General features: G+C 38.5%; 20 protein-coding genes and 1 pseudogene. 16 read left to right on the plus strand and 5 right to left on the minus strand.

The window, feature by feature from the left end:
- Positions 1-43: 43 nt before the first annotated feature.
- Positions 44-3877: a phosphoribosylformylglycinamidine synthase gene (gene purL, locus AC1PJP_RS06210; protein WP_479766676.1), complete on the minus strand. Its 3834-nt coding sequence runs from the start codon at positions 3875-3877 to the stop codon at positions 44-46.
- A 309-nt stretch (positions 3878-4186) separates the two neighbouring features.
- On the opposite strand from purL, the gene AC1PJP_RS06215 reads away from it, so the two are divergent.
- The 11 genes and pseudogenes from AC1PJP_RS06215 to pal all read left to right on the plus strand — a co-directional run bounded on the left by AC1PJP_RS06215 (position 4187) and on the right by pal (position 14516).
- Positions 4187-5527, plus strand: a complete 1341-nt coding sequence (locus AC1PJP_RS06215; RefSeq protein ID WP_479766677.1) for a deoxyguanosinetriphosphate triphosphohydrolase — start codon at positions 4187-4189, stop codon at positions 5525-5527.
- Positions 5527-6195: a hypothetical protein gene (locus AC1PJP_RS06220; RefSeq protein WP_479766678.1), complete on the plus strand. Its 669-nt coding sequence runs from the start codon at positions 5527-5529 to the stop codon at positions 6193-6195. The genes AC1PJP_RS06215 and AC1PJP_RS06220 overlap by 1 nt, the downstream gene beginning before the upstream one ends.
- 8 nt (positions 6196-6203) lie before the next feature.
- Entirely contained in the window at positions 6204-6803 is a 600-nt protein-coding gene (ruvA, locus tag AC1PJP_RS06225) for a Holliday junction branch migration protein RuvA (RefSeq protein WP_005307546.1), read from the plus strand.
- Between the two features lie 7 nt (positions 6804-6810).
- Positions 6811-7815, plus strand: coding sequence for a Holliday junction branch migration DNA helicase RuvB (gene ruvB / locus AC1PJP_RS06230; protein ID WP_004790665.1), 1005 nt, complete (start codon positions 6811-6813; stop codon positions 7813-7815).
- Between the two features lie 203 nt (positions 7816-8018).
- Positions 8019-9353, plus strand: a pseudogene (locus tag AC1PJP_RS06235) (M20 family metallopeptidase).
- Positions 9354-9565: 212 nt separating this feature from the next.
- Positions 9566-9973, plus strand: a complete 408-nt coding sequence (gene ybgC / locus AC1PJP_RS06240) for a tol-pal system-associated acyl-CoA thioesterase (protein ID WP_004699892.1) — start codon at positions 9566-9568, stop codon at positions 9971-9973.
- Positions 9974-9996: 23 nt separating this feature from the next.
- On the plus strand, positions 9997-10695 hold the full coding sequence (gene tolQ, locus AC1PJP_RS06245; RefSeq protein WP_004790660.1) for a protein TolQ: 699 nt from the start codon (positions 9997-9999) through the stop codon (positions 10693-10695).
- Positions 10695-11147 (plus strand): protein TolR, encoded by a 453-nt coding sequence (gene tolR / locus AC1PJP_RS06250; protein ID WP_004790658.1) that lies wholly within the window; start codon positions 10695-10697, stop codon positions 11145-11147. Before tolQ ends, tolR begins: the two co-directional genes overlap by 1 nt.
- Positions 11148-11150: 3 nt before the next feature.
- Positions 11151-12554, plus strand: a complete 1404-nt coding sequence (gene tolA, locus AC1PJP_RS06255) for a cell envelope integrity protein TolA (RefSeq protein ID WP_479766679.1) — start codon at positions 11151-11153, stop codon at positions 12552-12554.
- Positions 12555-12647: 93 nt separating this feature from the next.
- Entirely contained in the window at positions 12648-13928 is a 1281-nt protein-coding gene (tolB, locus tag AC1PJP_RS06260) for a Tol-Pal system beta propeller repeat protein TolB (RefSeq protein WP_016137340.1), read from the plus strand.
- Positions 13929-13955: 27 nt separating this feature from the next.
- Complete coding sequence (gene pal / locus AC1PJP_RS06265; RefSeq protein ID WP_004643699.1) at positions 13956-14516, plus strand: peptidoglycan-associated lipoprotein Pal; 561 nt, start codon at positions 13956-13958, stop codon at positions 14514-14516.
- 55 nt (positions 14517-14571) lie between these two features.
- Here the strand turns inward: pal and AC1PJP_RS06270 are convergent, their stop codons facing one another.
- A complete protein-coding gene (locus tag AC1PJP_RS06270; protein WP_004790651.1) occupies positions 14572-14757 on the minus strand; it encodes an NF038105 family protein in 186 nt (61 codons plus the stop codon).
- 184 nt (positions 14758-14941) lie between these two features.
- On the opposite strand from AC1PJP_RS06270, the gene AC1PJP_RS06275 reads away from it, so the two are divergent.
- The 5 genes from AC1PJP_RS06275 to AC1PJP_RS06295 all read left to right on the plus strand — a co-directional run bounded on the left by AC1PJP_RS06275 (position 14942) and on the right by AC1PJP_RS06295 (position 18213).
- Positions 14942-15913, plus strand: a complete 972-nt coding sequence (locus AC1PJP_RS06275; protein ID WP_004790649.1) for a class 1 fructose-bisphosphatase — start codon at positions 14942-14944, stop codon at positions 15911-15913.
- 59 nt (positions 15914-15972) lie between these two features.
- The gene (locus AC1PJP_RS06280; protein WP_005307562.1) at positions 15973-16749 is read left to right on the plus strand and encodes a TrmH family RNA methyltransferase; all 777 of its coding nucleotides are present in this window, start codon (positions 15973-15975) and stop codon (positions 16747-16749) included.
- Positions 16750-16909: 160 nt separating this feature from the next.
- Positions 16910-17524: an RNA polymerase sigma factor gene (locus tag AC1PJP_RS06285; RefSeq protein ID WP_004790645.1), complete on the plus strand. Its 615-nt coding sequence runs from the start codon at positions 16910-16912 to the stop codon at positions 17522-17524.
- Positions 17514-17834: a hypothetical protein gene (locus tag AC1PJP_RS06290; RefSeq protein ID WP_004643705.1), complete on the plus strand. Its 321-nt coding sequence runs from the start codon at positions 17514-17516 to the stop codon at positions 17832-17834. The genes AC1PJP_RS06285 and AC1PJP_RS06290 overlap by 11 nt, the downstream gene beginning before the upstream one ends.
- Entirely contained in the window at positions 17824-18213 is a 390-nt protein-coding gene (locus tag AC1PJP_RS06295) for a DUF3106 domain-containing protein (protein ID WP_479766680.1), read from the plus strand. The genes AC1PJP_RS06290 and AC1PJP_RS06295 overlap by 11 nt, the downstream gene beginning before the upstream one ends.
- A 96-nt stretch (positions 18214-18309) precedes the next feature.
- Here AC1PJP_RS06295 and AC1PJP_RS06300 read toward each other — a convergent pair whose 3' ends face one another.
- The 3 genes from AC1PJP_RS06300 to hda form a co-directional block, all read right to left on the minus strand.
- A complete protein-coding gene (locus AC1PJP_RS06300; protein ID WP_479766681.1) occupies positions 18310-20724 on the minus strand; it encodes a CSLREA domain-containing protein in 2415 nt (804 codons plus the stop codon).
- Positions 20725-20739: 15 nt separating this feature from the next.
- On the minus strand, positions 20740-22590 hold the full coding sequence (gene rbtA, locus AC1PJP_RS06305; RefSeq protein ID WP_479766682.1) for a rhombotarget A: 1851 nt from the start codon (positions 22588-22590) through the stop codon (positions 20740-20742).
- 333 nt (positions 22591-22923) lie between these two features.
- Positions 22924-23622 (minus strand): DnaA regulatory inactivator Hda, encoded by a 699-nt coding sequence (gene hda / locus AC1PJP_RS06310; RefSeq protein WP_004790634.1) that lies wholly within the window; start codon positions 23620-23622, stop codon positions 22924-22926.
- Positions 23623-23638: the final 16 nt, after the last annotated feature.

Genomic DNA, 23638 nt, shown 5'->3' on the forward strand with positions numbered 1-23638 from the left:
ATACAAATAAGCCACCTTACGGTGGCTTATTTCAATTTTTCTATTAACCAATAAACTTACGTGCATTACGGAACATACGTAACCATGCACCATCTTCAGTCCACTCTTCTGGACTCCAAGAGTGTTGAATTGCACGGAAAGTACGCTCTGGATGCGGCATCATAATCGTTGCACGACCATCTTTAGAAGTAACACCAGTAATCGCTTCAGGTGAGCCATTCGGGTTCAATGGATAATGTTGAGTCGGGTTACCGTGGCTATCAACATAACGCAATGCAATTTGGTTAGCTGCGTTCAAGCTTGCAATGTTAGCTTCACTTGCAACAGCACGACCTTCACCATGTGCAACAGCAATCGGTAAGATTGAACCTTCCATACCATCAAGCAATACAGAAACAGATTTTTCAACACGAACGTTTACGCTACGAGCTTCAAAAACTTCTGACATATTGCGATGGAAACGTGGCCAGTGCTCAGCACCCGGAATAAGCGGTGCTAATTGTGACAACATTTGGCAACCATTACAGATACCTAAGCTGAATGTTTCTTCACGATGGAAGAACTGTTCAAACTGATCACGTAATTTAGCATTGAACAATACTGATTTTGCCCAACCACCACCTGCGCCCATTACATCGCCGTAAGAGAAACCACCACAAGTCACTAAACCTTCGAAATCACTTAGGCTTACACGACCAGCAAGTAAATCGCTCATGTGTACATCAATCGTATTAAAGCCAACTTTGTCAAAAGCTGCTGCCATTTCAATATGACCATTTACACCTTGCTCACGCAAGATTGCCATATTAGGACGACGTGTATTAATGAACGGCGCTTCAATAGGTTCATTCAAGTCGAATGTTGGTTTAGCAATCAAACCTTGATGCGTATTGTCAGTAATTAATGAAAATTCCTGATCAGCAGTTTCTACGTTATCACGTAAACGTTGGATCTGATGAGATACCTCAGACCAAGCTTGTTGTAATTCAGCACGATCTAAAGTTAAACCATTTACAGATAATTGATCTGAATTATTTACACGACCAACTACAGCAATTGCATCTTTTAAGCTAGAAGCTGCGATTTCTGCTTGTAAAGCTTCCCAATCAGTTGCTTTGATTTGAAGTACTGCACCAATTTCTTCTGCAAATAAGCCCGCAGTAGTCTGGTTTTCTAACGCAACACCTAAACGTGCAGCAAACATCATTTCAGCTACAGAAGCTAATAAACCACCATCACCGATGTCATGGTAAGCTTGAATCAAACCACGATTGTTCCAGTCTTGGATTAAAGCGAAGAACGCTTTGAAATCATCAAAACTATCAACATCTGGAGTGATTGAACCGATTGCTTTATATACTTGAGCAAGAATCGAACCACCTAAACGGAACTGACCTTTAGATAAATCAATACGTACAAGTACTGAATCTTCTAAATTTTTAAGTTCAGGTGTTAAGGTCTTACGAACATCAGTTACTGGAGCGAATGCAGTAATTACACCCGTCATTGGAGAAGTTACGGCTTTATCTTCACCGTTGTCATTCCAAGTCGTACGCATTGAAAGTGAGTCTTTACCTACTGGAATCGCAATTCCTAAAGCAGGACACATTTCCATACCAATTGCTTTCACGCCTTCAAACAGTGCTTGATCTTCACCTTTTTGACCAGCAGCAGCCATCCAGTTTGCAGAAAGTTTGATATCGCTAATTTGTTCAATGTTTGCACATGCAATATTGGTGATTGCTTCAGCAACTGCCAAACGAGCAGATGCTGCTGGATTTAACAATGCAACTGGTGGACGTTCGCCCATTGCCATTGCTTCACCAGTGAAACCTTGCAAACTTGTTGTCGTTACTGCTGCATCCGCAACAGGAACCTGCCAACGACCAATCATTTGATCACGAGCAACCATACCTGTAATTGAACGGTCACCAATGGTGATCAAGAATGACTTAGACGCAACTGTAGGGTTTTTCAATACGCGGAAAATCGCATCTTTCAAATCAACTTTTGAAGCGTCAAAATCATCGCCACTACGTTTAATAGTTTCATAAGAACGTTGCATGCGTGGCGTACCACCAAGCATTACCTGCATTGGCATATCAACAGCATCATTTTGGAACAATGGATCTTCAACTGTTAAATGACGTGCTTCAGTTGCTTCACCCAACACAGCAAACGGACAACGTTCACGTGCACAGATTGCTTCGAACTGCTCTAAAGATTCTGGACGAATAGCAAGAACATAACGCTCTTGTGCTTCATTTGACCAGATTTCCATTGGGCTCATGCCCGGTTCTAATGAAGGAATCTTACGAAGGTTAAGAACTGCACCTAACTCATGATCGTTTACAAGTTCAGGCATAGCATTTGATAGACCGCCCGCGCCAACGTCATGTACAGAAACGATTGGGTTGAAGTCTTCTAAGCGCCAGCAAGTATCGATGACTTCTTGACAACGGCGTTCCATTTCTGGGTTTTCACGTTGTACTGAAGCGAAATCAAGGCTTTCACCCATTGTACCGCTATCTACAGAAGATGCTGCACCACCACCAAGACCGATTAACATTGCAGGTCCACCCAATACAATGAGTAAATCACCTGGTTGAATCGCATCTTTTTCTACATGGTCAGGACGGATATTACCGTAACCACCAGCAATCATGATTGGCTTGTGGAAGCCTTTCACTTCACCATTTACATTCTGTTCGAAAGTACGGAAATAACCATTTAACGCAGGACGACCGAATTCATTGTTAAATGCCGCGCCGCCTAATGGACCTTCAATCATGATTTGTAATGGCGAAGCCATACGTGAAGGTTTACCGTAGTTTTCTTCCCAAGGTTGTTCAAAACCAGGAATGTTTAAGTTTGAAACTGTGAAACCTGTTAAACCAGCTTTTGGCTTACCACCACGACCTGTTGCACCTTCATCACGGATTTCACCGCCTGAACCAGTTGCAGCACCAGCAAATGGAGAAATTGCTGTTGGGTGGTTATGAGTTTCAACCTTCATTAAAATATGAGCAGCTTGGCTCTTATATTTATAAACAAAGTGACCATTTTCATCCGCTTTCGGATAAAAACGCATCGTGTCATAACCCACAATCACTGAAGCATTATCTTTATATGCAGATAACACATCAGTTGGAGATTCTTTATAAGTGTTTTTAATCATCTGGAACAATGATAATGGTTGTTTTTCACCATCAATTGTCCATTCAGATCCAAAGATTTTATGACGACAGTGCTCAGAGTTTGCTTGTGCAAACATCATTAACTCGATGTCATTTGGATTACGGCCAAGCTTACCGAATGCTTCAGTTAAGTAATCAATTTCTTGTTCAGATAACGCAAAACCAAACTCATTGTTAGCTTTAACCAAAGCTTCTTTGCCTTGACCCAAGATATCAATTGAATTTAATGGTTTTGGAGCAGTTTCTGAAAATAATGCTTTTGCATCATCAATTTGAGCAAAAACTGTTTCTGTCATACGGTCATGAAGTACTTGTTTAACTTCATTCGTAATTTCAGTAACGCCTTTTAACGTGAATAAAAGACCACGTTCTAAACGGTGTACTGGTGTATTACAGTTTTTGAAAATATCAGTTGCCTTAGAAGACCAAGGTGAAATAGTACCCACACGTGGTGTAACTAAAATCTGAATCTCATCACTTGCAGATTGACGAAGTTCAAAAGACTCACCGTCATTCAATAATTGCAAAGCAGATTGATGTTGCTGCTCGTTGAGCGCTTGATCAAACAAATAGACCCATTGGCTGTCAAAAGATTGAACAGAACTAATTGACGATAAACGTGTTAATAGTTGAGCTTTCTTAAAAGAAGAATGTGCTGCTGCACCGGCCACGATAAACATGTTGATTTTGGCTCCACGGGCAGGTCTTGTGAACCTTACCGCAATGTGACTTTAGAGAGAGCGCATATTCTACTGCTTCTTGCTAAAATCAGCTAGATGTAGAATCAGTATTCTGTAACCTAATTCTGCAAGAAGTGAGTAGTTTTTTGTTCAAAATCATTTTTTTAGGCATTCTAGCTAAAAATAAATTGTTTCATGTTTATTCAATAACATAATAAAACCTGAACTAAGACAAACTATGTCGCACCAAGCTAGTGCTTTTAACTTTTTTTTGGCATGATCAGGTTTTACAGTTTTGAATAATGATAAATGGAACAAATGCGTTGGTTAGAGCTGCTTTCTGCAGTTCGTTTAGGTAGTAAAAAAAGCAGTACAGAACTGGCTCGTAGCCCATTCCATAAAGATTATGACCGTATTATATTTTCGCAAAGTTTTCGTCAGTTAAACCGTAAGACGCAAGTTCACCCACTCGCACAGCATGATGGCATTCATACCCGTTTAACTCACTCTCTTGAAGTTTCCTGTATTGGCCGCTCGATGGGTATGCTTGCCGCAGAAAAAATAAAAAATGAATTACCTGTCTGGATTTCCCCTGCTGATGTCGGCGCAATTATTCAAGCAGCTTGTCTTGCCCACGACATTGGCAACCCACCTTTCGGACATGCAGGTGAATATGCAATCCGCGAGTGGTTCGATGATGCCTCACATGATGATTTTTTAAAAAAGCTAAGTCCCAAAGAAGAGGCCGATGTACGTCAGTTTGAAGGCAATGCTCAAGGATTACGTTTATTAAGCCGCATTGACTATCATCCAAATGATGGAGGAATGCGCTTAACCTATGCAACTTTAGGGGCTTATTTAAAGTATCCATGGCTTTCAAAAACTATTGCGTCACAAGGTGATCGCCCTTCTCATCAACGAGCAAAGTTTGGTTGTTATCAATCTGAAAAAGAAATTTTAAAACAGATTGCAGAACAACTCGGACTTATTCAATTAGGTGAATACCATTATTGCCGTCACCCGCTCACCTATTTATTAGAAGCTGCGGATGACATTTGCTATGCCTTAATTGACTTAGAAGATGGCATTATCTTAAATATGCTGAGTTACCAAGAAGTTGAGCCAATTTTCTTAAACCTTATTGCCGACTATGGTCAGCCTGAAGAATTGTCACATCCAAATAGTACATGGCAACAAAAGATTTCGGCATTACGTGGTCGGGTTATGAAACGGCTTGTAGATGAAGTCACTACAGCCTTTGCTAAACATCATTATGAAATCATTACAGGTCAGCTTAAAGGCAACCTTTTGCAATATTGTTCACCCGATATTGCAATTGGTATCGAAACAGCCAAAAATCTAGCACGTGATAAGATTTTTGAGCATCCACAAAAGTCTGGTTTAGAAATTATTGCGCATCAAAGTTTGCAAACAATTTTAGATGCATTTGTACCGCTGACCACACCACATAAATCTTTAAGCTTTAAAGAACAACGTTTAATGTCTATCCTTAATCTGTATGGTGCTAACTTTAGCAATAATCATTACAGCAATATTATGCAAGTACTCGATATTATCAGTAAGTTTTCAGATCATCAGGCTTATAGCTTGGCTCAAGAGCTACAAGGTAATAAAATAGGTCTATTTTAATGTTAAGTCGACATGTAGATAGAGGGCTCTATCCATCTTTTTTTATGTATTCAGATCAGTGGGTAAAATGTCCTAAATGTTCTCATCTGAGTATCTTGAAATATGACAGTCCTTTGTCACCAGTAAATGCACCTTATCACGGAACTTTTTCTTTTACTTGTCTAAATTGTTGTTATCAAATTAAAGCTGAAGATAGTTCAACACCGAGTAGTCACAATGGTCATTTTTACGCCATAGCTTATCAGCGTTGCCACAGTTGTGGTGGGTCATGGCTCAAAGCAAATCAAAAGCTGAATAATTCAGGAGCTTATCCTCCGTATATTCAAGCTAAATGTCATCTATGCCAAAATTTTTCAAAATTTGAAAAATATAATGTAGCTTTTGTTTTAGACCAAAAATTTGGTTATACAAACTATGGACTTGAACTTTATTTGAAAACTTCAAGTAGGCATGGAGATATATACGTTTATAATCCTACGCATTTAAAAGAATTAAAAATGTTTGTTGAAGCTAATCTAAGAGAACGAACGAAACAGACTGGTAATAGCAGTTACTTTTCGCGTCTACCTGCATGGATAAAATCCACACGAAATCGAAAGGAAATTTTAAAAGCCATTTTGCGTTTAGAACAAATGGCATCTACTATTCAACCATTAACAAATAAGTGAAAGATTCAATGATCGGATGTTTAATTGGCGAAGTGTTTGCCCTAGAAGCCCCTACTGTCTTACTAAATGTAAATGGTGTGGGTTATGAAATTGATACGCCACTTTCAACATTTTGCCAATTACAAAAAGGCCAGAAAGTTACGTTATGGACACATTTAGTTGTTCGTGAAGATGCTCAACAACTCTACGGTTTTAGTGATGCTCAAGAGAAAACAATTTTCCGCACCTTATTAAAAGTAAATGGTGTTGGTCCGAAAATGGCATTGGGTATTCTATCGACACTAAGCGTTGAGCTATTGGTTCACACAATTGAACATGACGACATTAACACGTTAGTAAAAGTTCCAGGTGTTGGTAAAAAAACAGCTGAACGTTTAATGATTGAGCTTCGTGACCGTTTCAAAACATTAGCCCAAGGTACTTCTACTTCAGCTAGCCTGCCTCAAATTCAGTTTGCTGCAAACTCGCCTGTAGCAGAAGCAGAAGCCGCTTTGCAATCTTTAGGTTATAAGCCACTTGAAGCGCAAAAAGCTGTTGCTGCGGTTAAAGCCGATTACACAGAATCAGCCGATATTATTCGTGCTGCTCTTAAATCAATGATGAAGTAAAATACTTATGCAAGACCGTCTAATCAGTGGAGCGGAAAAGCCTGAAGATCATTTTGATCGGGCTATTCGACCAACTTCTCTTGCCGACTACATCGGACAGCCTGTAGTACGCGAGCAAATGGAAATTTTCATTGGCGCAGCTCGCGGTCGTGGTGAAGCACTTGACCACACGCTGATTTTTGGTCCACCGGGCTTAGGTAAAACCACCCTTGCCAACATTATTGCGCGTGAAATGGGCGGTAATCTTAAATCTACTTCAGGGCCAGTTTTGGAGCGTGCGGGCGACTTAGCTGCAATGCTGACCAACCTTGAAGAAGGCGACGTCTTGTTCATTGATGAAATTCACCGTCTTTCTCCAGTGATTGAAGAAATTCTTTATCCAGCGATGGAAGACTACCAATTAGATATTATGATTGGTGAAGGGCCTGCTGCTCGTTCAATTAAACTCGATTTACCCCCTTTTACACTTGTCGCGGCTACAACACGTGCAGGTTTGCTCACCTCACCTCTACGTGACCGTTTCGGTATTGTGCAACGTCTTGAGTTTTACTCTGTAGAAGACCTCACTCATATTGTGTCACGCTCTGCAAACTTGATGAATGTACCCATTACAGTTGAGGGTGCAGAAGAAGTTGCACGCCGTGCACGTGGTACACCACGTATTGCCAATCGTTTATTACGTCGAGTTCGTGACTATGCCCAAGTGAAAGGTACAGGTGAAGTGACTCATGAAATGGCACAACGTGCGCTTGATATGCTCAATGTTGATAAAGCTGGCTTAGACACCCTAGATCGCCGTTATTTGAGCATGCTGCTAGAGCGTTTTGATGGTGGCCCTGCTGGAGTCGAAGCGCTTGCAGCAGCAATGGCTGAAGATAGCGGCACACTTGAAGATGTGATTGAACCGTATTTAATTCAACAAGGTTATGTGATGCGTACTGCGCGAGGTCGCATTGCAACGAACCAATCTTATTTACAGTTTGGAATGACACCACCTGAGCCTAAAAACTAATCAAAGGAAGAGAATTTTCTCTTCCTTTTTTAATTCGTCCATTCCTTTAAATTAAATAACAATTCTTTTATCAATAACTTAGCCACTCTATACCTTTTAGGTCTTTCTTTATACCTTATTGATTTTTTAATATTTTTAAAAACTGAATTATAAGAAATCTAGTTATTAAATCTTATGAACAATAATATTTTTAGGATAAGGATATGTATAAGAAAGCCGCTTTACTTTTGCCACTCACCTTAATGAGTCAACTGAGCCTAGCAGATTAGGTAAACGATGCTGCTCAACAAAATGAAAATCAAGTCATTCAGTTAAGACAAAACATTCACCAACACCCTGAACTCGGCAATATGGAATTTAAAACGTCTGCCCTTGTTCAAAAAGAATTAAAATCTTATGGCATTCAAGTCAAAACAGGCTATGCGAAAACAGGTGTAATTGGCATCTTAAAAGGTAATAAACCCGGCCCTATTATTGCGCTTAGAGCGGATATGGATGCTTTACCTATGGAAGAAAAGAGTGGTGTTTCATTTGCCAGTAAACAAAAAGCAATTTATCAAGGTAAGGAAACCTATGTAATGCATGCATGTGGACATGATGCACACACTGCAATGTTATTAGGCGCAGCAAAAATTTTAGCTGCGAATAAAGATAAAATATCGGGCACAGTTATTTTTGTTTTCCAACCTGCTGAAGAAGGTGGTGCAGATATAGATAACTTCACTCAGGGTGATCAAATCGGTTCACGAAAAATGATTGCTGATGGTGCTTTTAAAGACTATAAACCAGAAGCTATTTTTGGAATGCATGTCATTGCAGGTATGAAAAGTGGTCATCTTTATTATAAAGATGGTGCCATTTTAAATAGTGCAGACCACTTACGTATTCAGGTCAACGGCAAGCAGGTTCATGGTTCGACGCCATGGTTAGGGAGAGATCCGATTTATGCATCGGCACAAATGATTAATAATTTACAAAGTCTTATTAGCCGAAGAACAGATCTAACCCAAAGTATGGGCGTAGTCAGTATTGGCAATATTCAAGGTGGTGTAGCAGGAAATGTGATTCCCGAACAGGTCAATATGATTGGTACTATTCGCTCTAATAACGAAGAAATAAGAAATAACATCTTAAAAAGTTTACCAGTCATGATAGAGCGCAATGCTCAAGCCAATGATGTAACAGCTAAAGTTGAAATTGCACCTTATGCACCAGTAACCATGAATGATAAAAACCTTACTCAACTTATTCAGCCAACATTAGCCAAAGTTGTAGGAGATTCAAAACTACATGTGCTTGATCACAATGCAAGCGCTAGTGAAGATTTTGCCTATTATGGCAAGTTAATGCTCTCATTTTTTGTTTTTTTAGGGGCGACACCAGAAAATCAAGACTTAACTCAGGCTGCACTGAATCATAATCCCTATTTTATTGTAGATGACAAAGCTCTAAAAACTGGAACCGAGCTACATGTAAGGTTCGTATTAGATTATCCGAATATATCAAAACAAGTCCAAACTTCATGGAAGCCCTCTTAACTTAAAAAGCTTGCTAGCCATAAGATGTAGCGTTTTTAGATTAGAAATTCAGCAATCGCAATTGAAAGGTTGTGCCATAGGACTTAGTATGCAATCTGCTAAACTGCCCCGTATTTAAAAGCAGATGTATGGCTTTTGAATGGAACTAATGTTTTATTCAAAGCCATATTTTAAATATAAAGCTCTATAGTGAACTAAAACGGAATCCTCTCATGGCGAATCATTTTGAATTCAACATTCGTGTTTATATTGAAGATACGGACGCAGGCGGTATTGTTTACCATGCCAACCACATTCGCTATATGGAACGTACCCGTACTGAATGGCTCCGTGCTTCTGGCGTTGATCATTACTGGCATCAAAAAGACTACAACTTTGTCGTACACAAAATTGACGTAAAATACATGCGTCCTATTTTAATGGATGATTTAATTACTGTTACAGCACGTGTAGTTTCATGTAAAGCTGCGTCATTTGTGTTGCAACAAAATATTTATCGTGGTGAAATCTTGCTTGCTTCTGGCGAGGTTGAGTTGGCATGTTTAAGCAAAGAACTTGTAGCTCGTCGTCTTCCAGAAGAAATACGTGATCTTATTCGTAAAGAATTGGAACAAGACTAAAAAAACAACCGGCATATGTAACTATGGCAACAAACATTGAATCAACCCTGCATATTTCTGACCTTATTTTACAGGCAAGTCCAGTCGTTCAGTTGGTCATGCTAATTTTATTGTTAGCATCAATCTTTAGTTGGTATCTGATTGCCAAGTTACATATGAGTTATAAAAAAGCACATCAAGAAGATGAACATTTCCAGAAAATGTTCTGGTCGGGTGCTGAACTCAATACGCTTTACAACAATGCTCAGCTCAACTCAAAACGCTCAGGTCTTGAAGATATTTTTTATCAAGGGTTGAGTGAATTTTTTAAACTTAAAAAACGTCAGGCCCCTGTTTCACAAACAATTGAAGGGACTGAACGTATTTTACGTGTAGGTTTGAGTCGTGATCAGAGCCATCTAGAATACGGCTTAGGTACTTTAGCAAGTATTGGCTCTGTAGCTCCTTACATCGGTCTATTCGGTACCGTTTGGGGGATTATGAATGCATTTATCGGTTTAGCTGCTGTTGATCAAGTCACTTTGGCAACTGTTGCACCTGGTATTGCCGAAGCACTTATTGCAACCGCAATTGGTTTATTTGCTGCAATTCCTGCTGTATTGGCTTTTAACCACTTCACTTCTAAAAGTGAAAGTGTTTACTCTGATCGTGCTTTATTTGCTGAAGAGATGATTGCCTTATTGCAACGTCAGTCTGTGGGTTCATCACAGGAAGATGCATAATGGCAATTCAGCGTTCAGGGCGCTTTGAGCGCATAAAAAAACCACTAAAAAGTGATATGAACGTCGTACCCTATATTGACGTTATGCTCGTACTTTTGGTTATTTTCATGGTGACTGCTCCCATGATTACTAGTGGTATTAAAGTCGATTTACCTCAAGCAAATAACCATCCAATCGAATCAAAAGATATGCCAGCCATGGTCACTATTGGTAAAGATGGCAATATTTATCTTCAGTATGAAGATTACAAAGATAGTGAACCATTGTCTCGTGAAAAACTTGAAGAAGTTTTAAGCGGTGCTCAAAAGCAAGCTGAACAAGAAAATAAACAACTCACAGTTTTAGTCAATGGTGATAAGTCTCGTCCTTATGGAGAAGTCGTATCATTGATGGCAAGTTTACAAGAAGCAGGTTTAACTCAAGTTGGCCTTCTGACAGAGCCTTTAAAATAAGCTATGAATAAAAATCAAAAGCCACACTTTAAACAAAATGCGATTGCATTGAGCTTCACACTAGGAGTTCATGCAATTGCCATTGTTGGCTTGCTTTTTTTAGGCTTGAGTAAACCACCTGAACAGCCAAAAAAGCTAACAACTATTTTAGTTAAGCCAGAAGATTTACCTCCTCCGTTAGCCAAAGAAGTTGAACAAGAGACTACAGCTACAAATGAAGCAAAAGAGGTGTTAACCCCTATTGTGGATGAAACGCTTCCTGAAAATCTTCCGGCTACGCCCCCTCCTCCGACCGCTCAACAACTTGCTGCTCAAAAGCAAAAGGTCGAACAGGCACAGCAAGCAAAATTAGCTGAACAAAAGCGTAAAGCTGAAGAAGCTGCAAAAGCTAAACAAGCAGCAGAACAGCAACGTATAGAGGAAATACAAAAGCAGCAAGCTGAAGCTAAACGCCAAGCTGAGGCTAAAATAAAATCCGAAGCCGAACAAAAACGTAAGGCTGAACAAAGTGCAAAAGCTGAAGCAGATGCCAAGGCAAGACAAAAAGTTGCTGAAGAAGCTAAACAAAAAGCAGAGACCGATGCAAAGCTAAAACGTGAGGCTCAAAAAGCCGAAAACGCTAAACTTCGAGCACAGCAAGAAGCTAAGCAAAAAGCTGAAGCAGATGCTAAAGCTAAACAGCAAAAAGCTAATGACGACGCTAAACGCAAAGCTGAAGCAGATGCTAAAGCTAAGCAGCAAAAAGCCAATGACGATGCTAAACGTAAAGCTGAAGCAGACGCTAAAGCTAAACAGCAAAAAGCTAATGATGATGCTAAACGTAAAGCTGAAGCAGATGCTAAAGCTAAGCAGCAAAAAGCCAATGACGATGCTAAACGTAAAGCTGAAGCAGACGCAAAAGCTAAACAGCAAAAAGCCAATGACGATGCTAAACGCAAAGCTGAAGCAGACGCAAAAGCTAAACAGCAAAAAGCTGACGACGCTAAACGCAAAGCTGAAGCTGATGCAAAAGCTAAGCAGCAAAAAGCTGCTGATGATGCTAAACGTAAAGCTGAAGCTGAGGCCGAAGCAAAAGCTGCATCTGCTCAAAAAGCGCAAGAAGAAGCAGCTCAGAAGAAAGCTGAAGCCAAAAAAATTGCTTCTTCAGCTAGACGTGATTTTGAGCAAAAAATTCGACGCTCTTGGGATGTTCCGACTGGCAGTAGCGGTAAAACAGTTGGTGTCCGTTTTACCCTTTCAGACTCAGGTAGCGTTAATTCTATTGTGATCACACGTTCAAGTGGCGATGATGCTTTAGATGCAAGTATTAAGGCCGCAATTCAAGCATCTGCACCATATCCTATGCCATCAGACCCTGATGCAAGACGCGAAGCAAGAAGTGTTAACTCTACATTTAGAGCGCAATAATTTTGAAAGAGTTACATGCTTTAAATAGTTTAAGGCATGTAACTATGCTACAAAATCAACAGTCACAAAAATACCTGCTATGACTTTAAACTTATGAATACGAGCCGCAAACACCTGCTATCTTTAGCATTGATCACCGCCTTAAGCCCTATTGCTTCTACAACTGCTTTTGCCCAGTTATATCTGGAAATTGCCAAAGCACCAGATCAGGCACCAAAAATTGCTATTGTCCCGTTTAACAATGACAATGGGCTTTCTCCTATTGTTGAAACTGACTTAAACCGTTCTGGACGCTTTACAAGCTCATCTAAAAATTTGCCTGCCAATGCTGCAATTAATCAGATCCAAGCTTCTGACTGGCAAGCTGCCGGAATTCCATATGTAGTTACTGGACAAATTAAACAAACAGCTACAGGTTTTGAAGTTCATTACCAACTTTATGATGTACAAAAGCAACAATACATTTTAAATGAACTTTTAAATGTACCCGCTTCACGCATACGTCAAGCTGGCCATATGGTGAGTGATGCTATTTATCAGGCACTTACTGGTATTCCAGGTGATTTTAGCGGCCGTATTGCATATGTACTCAGAAACCCTGCCACCCCTGCAGAGCGTTATACTCTACAAATTGCAGATACCGATGGTGAACAGCCAAAAACTGTTTTGTCATCTCGTGACCCAATTCTTTCTCCGGCATGGACACCCGATGCCAAGAAAATTGCTTACGTTTCTTTTGAAACCAAACGTCCAGCAATTTATCTACAAGATTTATCTACTGGAACACGTGAAGTACTCACTAGCTTTAAAGGCCTAAATGGCGCACCGAGTTTTTCACCTGATGGTCAATCAATGCTATTTACAGCATCTATGAATGGCAATCCAGAAATCTATCAAATGGATTTATCAACTCGCCAAGTTAAACGTATGACAAACGACTCGGCAATTGATACAGAAGCACGTTATACACCAGATGGAAAATCGTTTATTTTCACTTCTGACCGTGGTGGTTCAGCCCAAATCTATCGTTATACCTTTGCTGATGGTTCTGTAAAACGTCTAACGTTTAAAGGTTCATTTAATGCACGCGGAACTTTGAGTGCAGATGGCAAAAAGATTGCTCTTGTTCATCGCCCAAGTGGCAGCAGTTATAAAGTTGCAATTCAGGACATTAATACTGGCATCACCAATATTCTTACTCCAACCAGTTTAGACGAATCACCAAGTTTCTCACCGAATGGGCAAATGGTGGTCTACGCGACTCGTGAAGGTAACCGTGGCTTGTTATCTATCATGTCTACTGATGGACGTTTCCGTATGAATTTACCAAGTGAACAAGGTGAAGTACGTGAACCAGCTTGGGCACCAAAATAACTTTTAATTCCATTGATGGAGAAGATCATGAAATCAATCAAATATTTAGCTTTACCCTTTCTTAGCGTAGCACTTGTAATGACGGGTTGTGCTAGCCGCAAACCAGCAGCAACTACTGCAACTGGCACGAATCCAAGTACAGTTAACACTTCTGGTTTAAGTGAAGATGCGGCATTAAATGCTCAAAATTTGGCTGGTGCTTCATCGAAAGGTGTAACTGAAGCAAATAAAGCTGCTTTGGCTAAACGCGTTGTTCATTTTGATTATGACAGCAGTGATTTATCTACTGAAGACTATCAAACGCTTCAAGCTCACGCTCAATTCCTTATGGCAAATGCAAATTCAAAAGTTGCATTAACTGGTCATACAGATGAACGTGGTACGCGTGAGTACAATATGGCTTTAGGTGAACGTCGTGCTAAAGCTGTACAAAGCTACTTAATTACCAATGGTGTGAACCCACAGCAACTTGAAGCTGTAAGTTATGGTAAAGAAGCTCCTGTGAATGCAGGACATGACGAATCTGCGTGGAAAGAAAATCGCCGCGTTGAAATTAATTACGAAGCAGTGCCTCCTTTATTAAAATAAGGCATATGCAAAAAAACGCTCATATTTTATGAGCGTTTTTTTATAACAACAAAACTTAAGAAGATTTCTTTTCTTCTTCAGAATGTTGCATAGATTCAATCAAATCATGCTTATTAAAATCTTTATATTCAGGCTTAGCCTCGTAGTCTTTCCAAGCTTCCTGAACATTTTCTTTCGAAATTTCATCTAGATTGATTGGTTCACCTGCTGTTGGGGTCGCATCAAACTTCTTTGTTGTCATTTCGATTCTCCTAAAAATATACAGTCCGTTGTCATATAATCAACATACCATTTAAAATGGGGGTTGTAAGCATAAATCCAACACAAATAAAGTAAGATAATTTTTATTTTGTGACATTCTCATCTAGAATATGCCACGTATTTATCTGACTCATTTTGATGCTTGAAGCACAGGAGCTTTTTTTATGTCCAACCTCACATTGTCCCAATTTTTACAACAACAAAAAGGGAATCTAACACCTGAGTTGGCTCAAGTCATCGACACTATCGCCACCACCTGTAAAACGATCGATCAAGCCTTACAAAAAGGTGCACTCGCTGGTATTTTGGGTAGTGCTGGTAATGAAAATGTTCAAGGTGAAACACAGAAAAAACTTGATGTGATTTCTAATGACTATTTAATTGATGCTTTAAAAGTTCATCCACAAGTGGGTGGCCTCGCTTCTGAAGAGCTTGATGAGTTCACACCTGCACAAGAAAATGGTAAATATCTGGTTTTATTTGATCCATTAGACGGCTCAAGTAACATCGACATCAATATGTGTGTAGGCACAATTTTCTCTATTCTGCCTGCAAAAAATGCGGTAACCCAAGCAGAAGATTTCATGCAAGCAGGTACACAGCAAGTTGCTGCTGGTTACGTACTTTATGGCCCATCAACCATGATGGCCTTAACTGTAGGAAATGGCGTAGTATTCTTTACTTTAGACCCAGAAACTCAAACATTCTTGCTTACTACTGACAATGTTCAAGTTTCAGCAGATACTCAAGAGTTTGCAATTAACGCATCTAACCAACGTCATTGGGAAGAACCTGTAAAACAATATATTGATGAATTACTTGCAGGTAAAACATCTGTACGTGAAAAAGATTTCAATATGCGCTGGGTAGCATGTATGGTGGGTGATATTCACCGTATTTTATGCCGCGGCGGTATTTTCCTTTATCCGTACGACTTAAAAGATCCGAAAAAAGCAGGTCGCTTACGTTTAATGTATGAAGCAAACCCAATGAGTATGCTGATTGAACAAGCTGGTGGCGCATCAACTACAGGTCGTGTTCGCATCTTAGATATTGAACCGACAGAACTTCACCAACGTGTTCCTGTAATTATTGGTTCTAAAAATGAAGTTGAGCGTGTAACAAGCTATCATTAATAATTTTAATTATTTAGGGCATCATAGTATCATGATGCCCTTTTGTTGGATATTTTCTCATGGCGGTTATTTTTTTAGAATCAAAAGACAATGCAAAAATTAAACATTTGCGTGGATTAATCGAACTTAATAGCGCCCGAAAAAAGCACCAACAAACAGTCCTTGAAGGTACCCATCTCTGCTTGACGTGGCTACAACAGCAAAAGAAGATTTTTTCTTTATTTACGACCGAACAAGCATTAGAACATACTGATTTAAAAAAAATAATTGAACTGCATCAAGGTCATATCTTTGTTATTAGTGAAGTTTTATATAGAGATTTGAGTACATTAGGTACAAGCTTACCTTGCTTAGCTATTATTGATTTACCTAAAACTGCATCAACAATTGACTATAAAGTAGATACTTTAATTCTGGAAAATATACAAGATCCAGGTAACGTAGGCACATTGTTACGTTCAGCAGCAGCGGCAAATATTAAACAAATTATTTGCACTCAAGGATCTGCATCACTTTGGTCACCACGAGTTTTAAGAGCAGGCATGGGAGCTCATTTTAGCTTACATTGTTTTGAAAACTTTCAACTCACAGATATTCTTCCAAAATTTCAAATTCCAGTTTTTGTTACAAGCTCTCATCGCTCAACCAGTCTTTATTCAAAAGATCTTTCAAAACCATGTGTCTGGATTTTAGGAAATGAAGGCCAAGGTGCAAGTGATTACGCCTTAGATCATGCAGAATCTGTAACTATTCCTCAGCCTGGTGGACAAGAGTCATTAAATGTAGCAATTGCAGGATCAATTTGTTTTTTTGAGATGGTTCGTCAACGCCAATAAAACGTTAATTTATTTTACATCTCACATATTTGTGAAAAAAATCAATTACACTAGTAAAAAATAACCGATTGTTGTCAACCTCCCACCTCTTTTCAACGTTATATAAGAGATATATTGAAGATTAAGGTGGGTATGTCCAATGACAGGATTTTCCATCTCCATGGATTTAGCACCGAAAAAGTCTCGATCGGAAACATCTAGTGCTCATGCAAGCACGGCTGAACAACGCCTGAAAGTTTTCATGCAAGATGTTACTGGTCGCGCTTTGGTGATGATGGAGAGTGCTACCCAAGGTCAACAAGGTATTGCGATGGATTTGGTTCAAGAAGCATTTATTGCTTTACACAAATCTTATGCCGATAAAAGTACTGAAGAATGGTATCCCCTGTTTTATACTATTTTAAACAACAAACTTCAGGACTGGCGCCGCAAAGAATCTCGTAGAGCAAACCCATTTTCATTTTTCAAAAAAGTTAGTCTGGATAATGACGACGATGAAGTTATTGATGTAGTTGATGAAAAAGCCATTAATCCTGCGGATTTTCTTGATCAAGCAGTGACTATCGAAGAAATTCGAGAAGCAATTTCAAAGCTACCTGTTCGTCAACAACAGGCATTTATGTTACGTGCGTGGGAAGGTTTTGACACACACACAACAGCTCAGATCATGAACTGTACTGAAGGTAGTGTAAAAACCCATTATCACCGAGCAATTCAGGGACTTAGAGAGTACTTAGCCCATTTAAATCCCTTGGGAGGTTCTGATGAATCATGATGATTTCACTAAAAAGGTGACGTCTAAACTTGATAGTTTGGCACATCACCATAAAAATAAAACAGTGGTCATGAATCATGTGCTTGACCATATTCAACAAAAACCAGCCTCTTTTTATAGTGTCTGGAAAATGTCTGGTTTTGCACTTGCAGCTGCGATCACAGGTTTTGTAATTTTACCTAATTCAGCAGATATTGTTGATAAGCCACAAAATCAAGTGATTGTAAATCCTAAATTATCTCCACAAATGGTGGAGGATTTAGAAATGCTAATGGTCTTGGGTGAGGATAAAGTACAACATGGCAGCTAAAAAATTAGCACTTATCCTTTGTTCATTAAGTTTCCTGCAAACGAGTTTTGCAGGTTTTGAACGATTTTGGATTTTTTCTAAGGATGCCAATACACAAGTTGATGACACATGGAATGCTCTTTCTGAAGAAGAACAACGTGCAGTTATTAAACGCTACCAGAGCTTAAAAGAGTTACCAGCGAATCAAAGTACGAATCTACAGCAACGTATGGACTGGTTTACTCAACTCCCCGATGCTGAAAAAGAAAAAATGCGTGAAGCATGGCAAAAAATGAGTACACAAGAGCGTAATGATTTACGCCAGCGTATGCTTAAAGCGCATGGCGAAGAAAGAACAGCTATTCGTGAAGAGTATATGAACAAGTATTTAGAACATTAAATATAACTCTGTAAAATTCGTACGCAGTGAATTTAATGTCTTAAATAATTTTCTATAAAACAGCCTCCAATTGGAGGCTGTTTTATTTTATATCGTTTATTTACGGTAGCGTCTATAGACCACTAAACCAAGTAAAGATGCTAAAGACAAAATTCCCAAGCTACCACCGCCACCACTACTCCCTCCACCAGCAGCAGTATTACTGCTAACTAAACTCAGAGTACCGGCATTTGAAATTTTATTATCAGCATCATATACGTAATAAGTTAACGTATCATTGAAATTATTAAAACTATTCTTAGCCTGAATATAAATATTACCACCATAACAAGTATTATCCTTATCATCGCCTGGGCAAGGGCCTTCTCTATCTGCCTTCACGACCGTAAAAATTCCATCTTTTGAGCTTTTACTTGGTAAATAGATAGGCAAATCTGCAAACTGAGGTTTATTTGGCTTTGTAATAAGTGTATTAGCTGGGCCATCCCCATCATCATTTGCATATTTAAGTAAGTTTAATGGAATAATTTCATTTGCTAAATATTGAAATACCACCTTACTATCACTTGCTACTGGTGCAACATTATCAAATCGGGCTTCTAACAGTCCAGATGATTGAATAGACCCATCTTTACTACTAACCGTATATTTACAATAATTATAATCACCAGCTTGTGTAGTAATATCATCCGATCGATAAAATATAATTTGCTGTAAAGCACTATTCCACTCACAAAAAAGTTTATCATCTTTTTTCGTGCTTGAAACTTTGTCGTCTATCAATCCTGTTCCAACAGATTCAAGATTAATGTTATAGTCCGTACTGTTAAAAAATTTTAGAAGATGGCTACTATCTTCATTTGGCAAAGGCAAACCATTTGCCTTCAAATCAATATAGATCGCTCGATATTTTGCATTTGCCTTAGTTTGATCAAGGAGATTTTTATAATCTGCCAAATCTATTTTTAAGACATCCCATAAATATGAATAAAGTGGATTAGTGAGATTTTTTTCTACAGTATCATATTGTGTTTGATATCCTTCAAGTAAAGTCGTAAGAGATGTATTACCTAAACCTCTTAAATCACCAGCAGTTAACTTCATTAACTCTACTGAACCTATATCACAGCTATTACGAGCAATATTTACTGGCTGATAATATAATTTATTAGTTGGCAGTCGAGCCAAACCACGTTGATCTATATCAGCACATACAGCTTTACCATCAGAATCTACATCAATCAGATCTTCTTTTCCTTCTGGTAATTTTAGTGGAAAATAAAGCGGTAAGAAGCCTGTTACTGCTGTAGCATCATGGCGTTCAAGTAAAGAATTAAATGGAACACCTGAAATATCAATTGTCTTATTAGCTGAAGAAAGTACTTCTGTTGGTAAATCACATTTGTCTGTGCTATTACTTAAATTTAGTGCATTAAAAGATAATCTAAGACCAGAGTTTTTCAAATCAGCTGCTGAGCCTGCCAAATATCGACATGCATAACCACTTGGATTATATCCAATTATATTAAAATTTAATTCTTTTCCACCTAAACTATCATAGAGAAAAGTAGTATGGGCACTGTTTTCGACAATCGTATTATTTTGTAGTTTTAAACTACTTCCACCACTTAAAATGGTTGATGAATTCGTTGTACTACCAGGAATTGCATCTCCTGTAAATTTTAAAATTACTCCATTTACAGTACTTGCCATATTTTGAGCAATTGTATTAATTGTAAAGGTGGCTTTGGGTTCTCCACAAAATTCAAATGTACTAGCAGAATTATTTGAACCATTCTTGATAATACTTGATGATGTAAAAGTAACTTCTCGTTTGGCATATTCAGTACCATTAAGACAACTCATTGCTAACACACTACCAGTCGTTGCCTGATTGCCTTGCAATAAGGAGTGAGTTACCGATAAATTTACCCCGCTACCACCAAGAAAGACAGCTCCACCTTTCTGCGCTTGTGAATTCAAAATTTGAGTATTTAATAAGGTAACATTACCACCCGCATAAATAGCCCCGCCTTGATTTGAAGCCGTACCATTTTCTAAAATAATATTTTGCAGAAATAATGCTTTTTGATTTTCTGCTGTATTAAATATACGTGACTTACCTGCCGCATTAATACGAGTTTGAAGAAGAGGTAAAGCAGGATAATCATTTGTTAGTACATTCTTTTCTGACCAAATTTTATCTTGCTCACGCTCTCCGAAACCATAAATAGAAATATTAGCATTTGGGACTAATTCCTTATTTAAAGTATAAGTTCCAGCTTTTAGCTGAATTACCTGATCGGTATTAAGATTAAAAACAGTACATCCATAAGCCGATTTACGAGTTTCAGCAACTTTAATAGCCTCTCTTAATGAACATGCATTCGCATTTTCACCATCTTCATCAGCAAAAGTTGTAACCTCAATTCTTTGATTTGTGGTATCAGCAAAAAGCGGCATATTTGCAAGCACTGCTAATGCTAATAATGCTTTTTTATAATTTTTCATAGTCCTCATCCCTGATTATGACTTGAAACGGCGCAAAGCAATTAAACCCAATAAACTTAAAATAAAGCCGCCACCAACACTGCCCCCACCACCAGCACTCACAGATTTGTCTTCAATTCCAGATACAGGGTCCTGAACAATTCTTGTCGGGATAGTGATATATTGAAACTCTACGCCTTCATTAAATCGAGACACACTCGTAACAACCTGAATGCTAAAAATATCTGCACCATGCCAGTTCCCGTTTGGTGTATAAATTACATTCCCATTTTGATCTAGAGTTATAGTGCCTTTAGAGATTGGAGTATCCAAACTTTGTTTAATTCGAAGACATCCGGGTTGCCATTCTTTGCCATCAGCACGCTCACCAAATAAACGTTTGCATGTAGCTGGAGTAACCAAATCTGCTTCACTTAAAGAACCCAGAATATTAAATTTAGCAACTTGGCCATATCTAATATCTTGACCTACTGATGATATTTCTGTATCTAAAATATATTCGATTGCACCAAGATCACACAGCTCATCATAACCGCTACGTTTTTTCCCACGCTGATCAACGGTTTCACAGCTTGCTAATCCTACTGAAGTGCCATCACTATATAAACGACCTTTATTAATAATTAAGGAGTCAGCTAAAGTATTATAACTTTCTAAAAGTCGAGGTTTAAAAAAACCTAAGAAGCTATCTTTAGGAGTATTAAAAGGACAAAATAAGCCTTCTTTTGCTGTTACATCACAGACACCTTCATCTGTGCTACCTGCTATTAATTTTTCATTAGCGGGATAAAGAATATTAGGGAGCTTAGATGTCGCATTCCTATTACATTCTGTTGTCACTAAATTACTTTGTATAATTGCTTTATCAGTAGTACTAGCCTGACAATTGATTGTATTTCCAACTAAAACACTATTTGAGATAGAAGCATTACCTTGTGGAGCATCTAGAAATAATCCTTTATCATTTTTAATCATCGTAATGTTATTAACAAACATTCCATCCCGAATATTTGCAATAAAACCTACTTTATTGTGGAAAAAAGTACTGTTACTCAATCCAGTATCGCGCTGACTTAAGTATCCAGCTGTGCTTGCATCATCAAATTTATTTGCATTAAAAAAAAGTGATCCAGTTGCAGAACTAACCTCATTATCTCGGATCACAGACTGAGTGACCAAATACAAAGGCTGTTCACTATAAATTACTCCACCTTCTGTTGCTTTATTATTTTGAATAAGAGTATTGGTAATAGTGACGAAACCATAAGTCTGACCACTTTTCGCGACCAGCCCTCGATTATAAATTGCTCCCCCTTGAGTTGCGTATCCATCGATTAAACGTGAATTTTGGATCTTCAACATTTCATGATTATCGATTAATCCACCAGTAAAGGCTTTAGATTTTAAACCTGCACCTTGTAAATTAAGATCAGTTAGAGAAACAGAGAGTGATGCCTTCTCAACACTTTCATCATCAATTATAAATAACTGATCAGTACCAACCATTTTTATTGTAGCATTATGTGAACCTGGTTGATCGGTATCAACTAACGTAGAATCATTTTTAACAGTACTGATTGTTAAAGGGGCTGTAATCTTTATTTTTTCATTAAGTGTGTACTCTTTGTCTCGCTGCAAAATAATATTGTTTGAGTCACTACTCACACAGCCGTGATAACCATCTTTTACAGAAGCAACAACAGTAGAATCACTTGAATTACGCTTATTTATCAGCTCTACAGCTTCACGTAATGAACAGACTGTATTATCCACGTCTTCATCAGTTGTAGTTGTGACTTGAATATCGGCAGAATAAGCGTGTCCAGCAGCAGCCAATAAAGCAAAAGCAATGCTCCGTTTGAGCATACCCATCTCCTTACATCTTTTTTCATTTTTCTTTGTCAATATTGCAAAATTTCCGCTTTTGCAATCGCATCCTTTGTGCGTACTTTGTCACAGCAAGTAGAATTTCTCAAGACATTTTGGTCGGTCTGTAGAGTCATTTTTGAACCAGCTTACAAAAAGCTTCATACATTTAAAAAAACTTTTTTAAATACAAAAATGTGACTTTTTAAAGTTAGAAGAAGCTTTAAAAAGATATAGAGGCAAGTGCTCTGAAATTAGAATTTTTTGTCCAAGACTCTATTTTAATAATTTTTTATGTGCACAAGTGAGGCAATAGACAAGATTAAAGGATATCTATGGTTGATATTCATCAATCAAAGCATAAATTTGTCTTAAAGTTGCATTCGAAAGTTTTGTTTTTTCACCTTTGAGAAGTTTTTCTAACTGAGCAACTGTCTGTAGTAAAAGAGAGGCTTGATGAGGGCCATGTAATAATAAGTAGTCAACAATTTGCTGATCAAAATGGATACCACGTCTAGACATTACAGACGTAACTAAAGAGTAGCGGTCCGCATATAAGCTTCCACTCGGCACTTTAACGCTAACGGCTTGCGTAAGTCGTGACTGTAAGTCTGGCAATTCTAGCTTTAATTCGATAGGCGCTACACGTGAAGAGAATACTAGCTGTCCTTCGTGATTATTCATTAAATGGAAGACAGCTTTTTGCCAATGAGGCACACCACTAATTGATTCAATATCATCCAAAGCGACAAGATCATAATGCTCTAAAGAAGTAATTGCTTCGATAGGAGCATCAAGGAGTTCAAGCAAAGAAACTTTAATTGCAGATTTGCCTATTTCTAAATAAGAGTCACAAATTGCGGAAAGTAAGTGACTCTTTCCTGTCCCTGCTCCACCGTAGATATAAAACCTACTCACCAGACCTGCATGTAATTGACGCACAGCATCGACTACATTCCCCCAACTTGGTCCCGAAAAATCACTGATTCGGGCATCAAGTTGAGGTTCTATATCCAGTTGGAGTTGACGCATATATTGAATTAACCTT

The organism is Acinetobacter sp. V116_7 (assembly GCF_056735735.1).